Source organism: Arsukibacterium sp., from assembly GCF_041616895.1.
Taxonomy (GTDB): domain Bacteria; phylum Pseudomonadota; class Gammaproteobacteria; order Enterobacterales; family Alteromonadaceae; genus Alishewanella.
Window position 1 is genome coordinate 1 of the sequence record NZ_JBFJPY010000133.1, and the last position, 5,953, is coordinate 5,953.

Here is a 5,953-nt window from a genome sequence, read left to right on the forward strand (position 1 = left end):
CGTAATGACGCATTGTAGCTCCTTACGGTTAGTAAGCCTCGGGTGAGCTCGGCCGGGCTCGCATAGAGGCAAGGAACGTGAGTGTATGGCCGAAGGTCGCGTATTTTACGGAGTTAGCGGGTAAATAACAAGCAGAATATATGCTAAAGGGTTTATAACCAAAACTAGTTGAAAAACGTTAACTTCGCTGGCGTACCGCTTCGAACAAGCAAATACCCGCTGCAACCGACACATTAAGGCTGGACACGCTGCCAAACATCGGTATTTTTACCAGACTGTCACAGGTTTCACGGGTTAAGCGGCGTAAGCCCTCGCCTTCGGCGCCCATCACCAGCGCCAGCGGACCTTTAAAATCGGCCTGGTAAATTGTCGTGTCGGTTTCACCGGCTGCGCCCACTACCCACACTCCGGCCTCCTGCAACTCACGCAGGGTACGGGCTAAGTTGGTTACCGTAATAAAAGGCACCGATTCAGCGGCGCCACAGGCGACCTTACGTACCACAGAGGTTAGCTTGGCAGATCTGTCTTTCGGGGAGATAACCGCATGCACGCCGGCAGCATCGGCACTGCGTAAAATAGCACCGAGGTTGTGTGGATCAGTGACACCATCAAGCACCAGCAGAAAAGGTTTATCTTTTTGCTCCAGCAAGGTTGCCAGATCACTCTCATTACCACTGCTGGCTAAGCGGGCTTTGGCTACGATGCCCTGATGCTGGCCGCTGACCATGTCATCTAAGGTTCTGCGATTACAAAATTGTACTGAGATACCGTTTTGCCGTGCCTGCTGAATAAGCGGTTGCATCCGCTTATCTTCACGGTCTTTCATGACAAACAGCTCTAGAATGTCCTGCGGTGCCCGCTCCAGCAAGGCATTAACCGCATGAATACCAAATACAAAATCTGCGCTCATTATAAGTTGTTTCTCATTAATAAGTTAACCGGCGATATTAAGCCTTTTTTGCTTTACGCCGTGGTTTTTTAACAGCAGTTTTTGCCGTTTTCGGTTTATCAGCCTTTTTTGCTGCGGGTTTAGCCGCGCCTTTGCTGCCAGCTTTGCTACTGCGCCGGCCTGGCTTGGCCTCTTTTTCAGCAAAAGCGGCATTGCGGCTGGCTTTTACCGCGCGGCCTGACACATTATGTTTTGGCTCACCCACCACGGCTAAATCAATTTTGCGCGATTCCAGACTAACGGCCAATACCTTAACTTTCACCTGGTCGCCCATCCGGTAACTAACGCCACTGTGCTCACCAAGTAACACCTGACGCTGCGCATCAAACCGATAGTAGTCATTTTGCAATGAGGTGACATGCACCAGCCCTTCAATATATAAGTCGCTTAGTCTTACAAATAAACCAAAGTTAGTGACGGTTGAGACTACACCTTCGAATTCGGTTCCCAGATGGTCCTGCATGTACTCACATTTTAACCAGTCTGATACTTCGCGCGTGGCATCGTCGGCACGGCGCTCTGTCATCGAGCACTGCTCACCAAAATGGCTTATCTCTTTTTCACCGTAAGCACGCTCGCCCGTTACCTTCTGGTTTTGTTTAAGTAAAATAGCTTTAATCGCCCGGTGCAGCACCAGATCAGGATAACGGCGAATGGGTGAGGTAAAATGGGCATAGGCTTCCAGCGCCAGGCCGAAGTGTCCCTGATTGTCGCCCTGATACACCGCTTGTTTCATCGAGCGCAGCATGGTCGTTTCAATCAGTTCCCGATCGGGCCGGTCAGCCAAGCTGGCAAGTACCTGGGTCAGCTCCAGTGGGGTAGGTTCGCTGGAAAGATTAGCCTCAATACCTAATTCTGCCAGGAAACGCCGAAAGTTGGCAAAGCGATCGCCGTCAGGGCGTTCGTGCACCCGGAACAACGCATGCGCCTCGTGCTTTTCAATAAAGCGAGCAGAGGCCACGTTGGCCATAATCATACATTCTTCAATGATTTTATGGGCTTCGTTGCGATGCACTGGCACAATTTGTTCAATCTTACGATGGCTGTTAAAAACAAAGCGGGTTTCTACCGTTTCAAACTCGATCGCGCCGCGCTGGCCGCGTACTTTAGCCAGTTTTTTATACAAGCTGTACAGCGTTTCTAAATTCGACAGATTTGCATCATATTGCTGACGAAGTTCTGGATCGCCCTGCAAAATTTTATGTACTTTACTGTAAGTAAAACGCGCGGCAGAATGCATAACCGCTTCATAAAACTGGTAGCTCTCCAGCTTACCTGTGCTACTAATCTGCATTTCAGCAACAAAACATAGACGATCGGTATGCGGATTTAATGAGCAAAGACCATTTGATAACGCTTCAGGTAACATCGGTACTACGTGATCGGGAAAATACACCGAGTTACCACGCTCCAAGGCGCTGCGATCAAGTGGGGTATCAGGTTTGACATACGCACTGACATCAGCAATCGCAACCCACAGCTTCCAGCCGCCATTTGGTTTGGCTTCGGCGTATACGGCATCATCAAAATCACGGGCATCTTCGCCATCAATGGTGACTAATGGCAGTTTGGTCAGGTCAACCCGGCCCAGTTTTGCCTCTTCAGGCACCTGCTCACCGTATTTAGAAACCTGGTCTAACACCGCCTGGGAGAATTCATGCGGAATTTGATGATTACGAATAGCCACTTCAATTTCCATACCGGGCGCCATATGCTCACCCAATACCTCAGTCACTTTACCAACAGCGCTTACCCGCTTTGACGGGCGCTGGGTAATTTCCACCAGCACAATCTGGCCATGGCGTGCTGCACCCTGCTCGCCCTCCGGGATCATAATATCCTGGGTAATACGCGGGTCATCCGGCACCACGACACATACCGCGTTGTCTTTGTAATAGCGCCCTACTACCGGCTCGGTGCGGGGCTCAAGTACCCGTACCACCCTGGCTTCAACTTTATCTTTGCTTTTCATTGCTGCTGCGGTAGCCAGCACTTTATCGCCAGGTAATACCCGCTGCATTTCATGATAAGGCAGGTACCAATCCGGGCCACCTTGCTCCAGTTTTAAGAAACCGAACCCTTCCCGGTGGCCAATGACGATACCCTTTACCAAATCCATATGATCGACCAGACCATAACGCTTACTTTTGGTAAAAATTAGCTGGCCATCTCGCTCCATCGCCCGTAAGCGTTTTTTCAGCGCAAAGATAGCATCATCATCAGTCAGGCGTAGCTCGGTAACTAATTCATCGAAATAGGCAGGTTGTTGCCGCTTTTCGATGTGCTCCAGGATAAATTCCCGGCTGGGGATAGGGTTGTCGTATTTTTCTTGCTCACGCGCAAGATGCGGATCATTTACCGTCATTAATTAAACTTTTATTTCCTATTTTCATATGATGAGTGTAACAGCTAAGCAGAAACATTGGATGAATTTCATTTGACAGGTCTTTTGGCGTTGGTCACCACCCGTTCAGGCATCTTTTTGGCAAGCTGTTGCAGCAGTTTTGTTATTCTAGCATGAGTATTAGCGTCTGCACTAATAGCATGATGTAACCAGCGATAACTTTGCTCGTAGTCAACCGGAGAACCGTAACCGTCAACTAACAGCTGAGCGTAACGTAGTTTGGCATTTAAGTTACCCATGGCCGCGGCTTCATGCAGATATACCAGCGCTTTATCAATATCTACCTGGACGAAACGACCAATATGATAATAGCGGCCTACTTGCTCCAGCGCTTCAGGTAAGCCTTGCGCTGCAGATTGCAGCATTAAATCCCAGCCTCGCTCGACGTTACGGGGCACACATACCGCGTAAGCCAACATATCGCCGTACAAAAACTGATAAGCAGGCAGCTGCATGATATCTGCCCGCGCTTCAATATCCTGAACCAACTGACAGTCGTCAGCCCGCACCTGGCGCAAGTGGCTGTTGGTTTTAATAAGGTCAAGCAGGTCATCCTGACTATACAGCTGCACCGCATCTGCTTGCTGCGCAGTAACAGGTGAACTCGCCAATAAACTCAGCATTACAGCAACTGGAAATATCAAAAACATTTTCATAGGGCGTCAAATAACCGTTAGTTTATGCAGTGAACATTGATAATGTCTATCAATGCAAAAAAATAAAGCAAAAACTACGCCATAACAGCATAAAGACTACATAGTTAACGTAGTACTAAGTGCAATTATTGCTCGTTGTAGCGCAGCCATTGCGGTTGTATTGAATCGGCAGTTTGCGGTTTTCCTAAACGCTGGCCACTTACTGCTGTATCACTACAGCGCTCATTGCTAATATAAGCCAACGCCTCAGCGTACAACGGGTCTGCGCTATCACCCCAGTCGCCTGCAACTGTAGCAGTAACCGGGCAGTTCGGGCTTAAACCATCAAAATAATCACCGAAATCCACGGCGTTAACGGTTTGAAAATTAATGGCGAACAATCTGAAATTACCTACCTGGTCAGGCACCTGCCCTACCGGTTTGCCACAGGTGGTTTCACCAATCTGCACAACGTCAATAAAAGGACTCATGCCATTAATAACCAGCTCACTGGAAGAGCAGCTTCCACCCGTAGTGAGTACAAATACCCGTGACAAGTTTAAGTTAGTTCTCCCAGCCCCCAAAGCAAAACCGACACTACTGTTTTTTCGGGTGTTTTTATCATTGTAACGGTATTTAACAAAAATGTTGCCTTGCAGCTTTGGTAAGGCGATATGTGAACTTAACTGGTTAGCTACCCGAATTAAGCCACCGCCATTGTAACGAACATCCAGCACCAGCTCGTCGATTTGTTCCCGGGCAAAATAACTGAAAGCCTGCTCCAATTCGGTTTCTGATAACTCAATAAAGGTATTAAACACCAGGTAGCCGACCGTTTTATCACCAAGCTGTGCCACTGAACGATGCATTACGGTGTTGGTTCTAACCGTACTTTTTACAAAGTCTGCCTGACGCTGGCTATTGTCAGGCTTACGCCAGACAAAGCGCCGCACGATGCCTTCTTCGTTTGGGCCATAAATATCATCATTTGTCGCTGTACCGGCATCCAGCCGGGATAACCACTCTGCTACACTGATGCCGTCGATCTCAACGATTTTATCTGCCCGGCGCAAGCCGCGCTGGGCTGCAGAGCCAGCATCAAACACATAAAGCACCTGCAGTGCCGTATTGTTATCTGCACGTTGTGTCGCAAAACCATATCCAAAGAACACCGCATTAATATAACGGTCCTGATACTGCTGTTCTGTAATAATAAAACTATAGCGATCACGATCCGCAGTAACTTGCGTTAAATAGGCAGAAGGGGTATTGAACGCCAGAGGATCGACACCGGTCTTCAATTCATCATACCAAAGGTAGTCAGCAACCAGCTTGCAGTACACCTGACTGTTGATGTCAGTACGGGCGCATTCAGCAATATTATTATCGGCAGTATCGTCGCCACTGCCAGATCCGCCGCATGCGGCCAACAATAGGCATAGTAGACTAATTAGAAGTTTATTCATTTGAGCCCTCCCGCTGCAATAACCACAGCGTATAAAAAAACGCCACCAAATGGCAGCGTTATTTTATACGAGCTACTTAAGCGAACGGATGCGTTAACACTATAGTCTGCACCCGATCCGGTCCGGTAGAGACAATGTCAATAGGCACACCGGTCAGCTGCTCCAGCCGACTGATATAATTTCGTGCCGCTTGAGGCAGTTTATCTAATTGCTGAATACCAAAGGTATTATCAGACCAACCCGGCATAGTTTCATAAACCGGCGTCACCTGCTCATAACCTTCCGCCGCCAGTGGTGGCGTATCCAGCACGGTACCATCAGGTTGTTGATAGCCCACACAAATGTTTAGGGTCTCCAAACCGTCCAACACGTCCAGCTTTGTTAAACAAAAACCCGAGATGCTATTCAGCTGCACGGCACGGCGCACCGCTACGGCATCGAACCAACCCGTACGGCGCTTACGCCCGGTGGTTGCACCAAACTCATGGCCTTTAACACC

The 5,953-nt window shown here is 48.8% G+C and carries 5 protein-coding genes; all 5 read right to left on the reverse strand.

What is annotated here, in order from left to right; translation table 11 throughout:
• Positions 1 to 178 precede the first annotated feature (178 nt).
• Positions 179 to 910: a 23S rRNA (guanosine(2251)-2'-O)-methyltransferase RlmB gene (gene rlmB / locus ABY802_RS15375; protein ID WP_372628006.1), complete on the reverse strand. Its 732-nt coding sequence runs from the start codon at positions 908 to 910 to the stop codon at positions 179 to 181.
• Positions 911 to 947: 37 nt separating this feature from the next.
• Positions 948 to 3,314, reverse strand: coding sequence for a ribonuclease R (rnr, locus tag ABY802_RS15380; RefSeq protein WP_372628007.1), 2,367 nt, complete (start codon positions 3,312 to 3,314; stop codon positions 948 to 950).
• Between the two features lie 68 nt (positions 3,315 to 3,382).
• The gene (locus ABY802_RS15385) at positions 3,383 to 3,976 is read right to left on the reverse strand and encodes a tetratricopeptide repeat protein (protein ID WP_372628008.1); all 594 of its coding nucleotides are present in this window, start codon (positions 3,974 to 3,976) and stop codon (positions 3,383 to 3,385) included.
• A 158-nt stretch (positions 3,977 to 4,134) separates the two neighbouring features.
• Positions 4,135 to 5,454 (reverse strand): S41 family peptidase, encoded by a 1,320-nt coding sequence (locus ABY802_RS15390; protein WP_372628009.1) that lies wholly within the window; start codon positions 5,452 to 5,454, stop codon positions 4,135 to 4,137.
• A 76-nt stretch (positions 5,455 to 5,530) separates the two neighbouring features.
• A partial coding sequence (locus ABY802_RS15395; RefSeq protein ID WP_372628010.1) for an adenylosuccinate synthetase occupies positions 5,531 to 5,953 on the reverse strand: 423 nt, incomplete at its 5' end.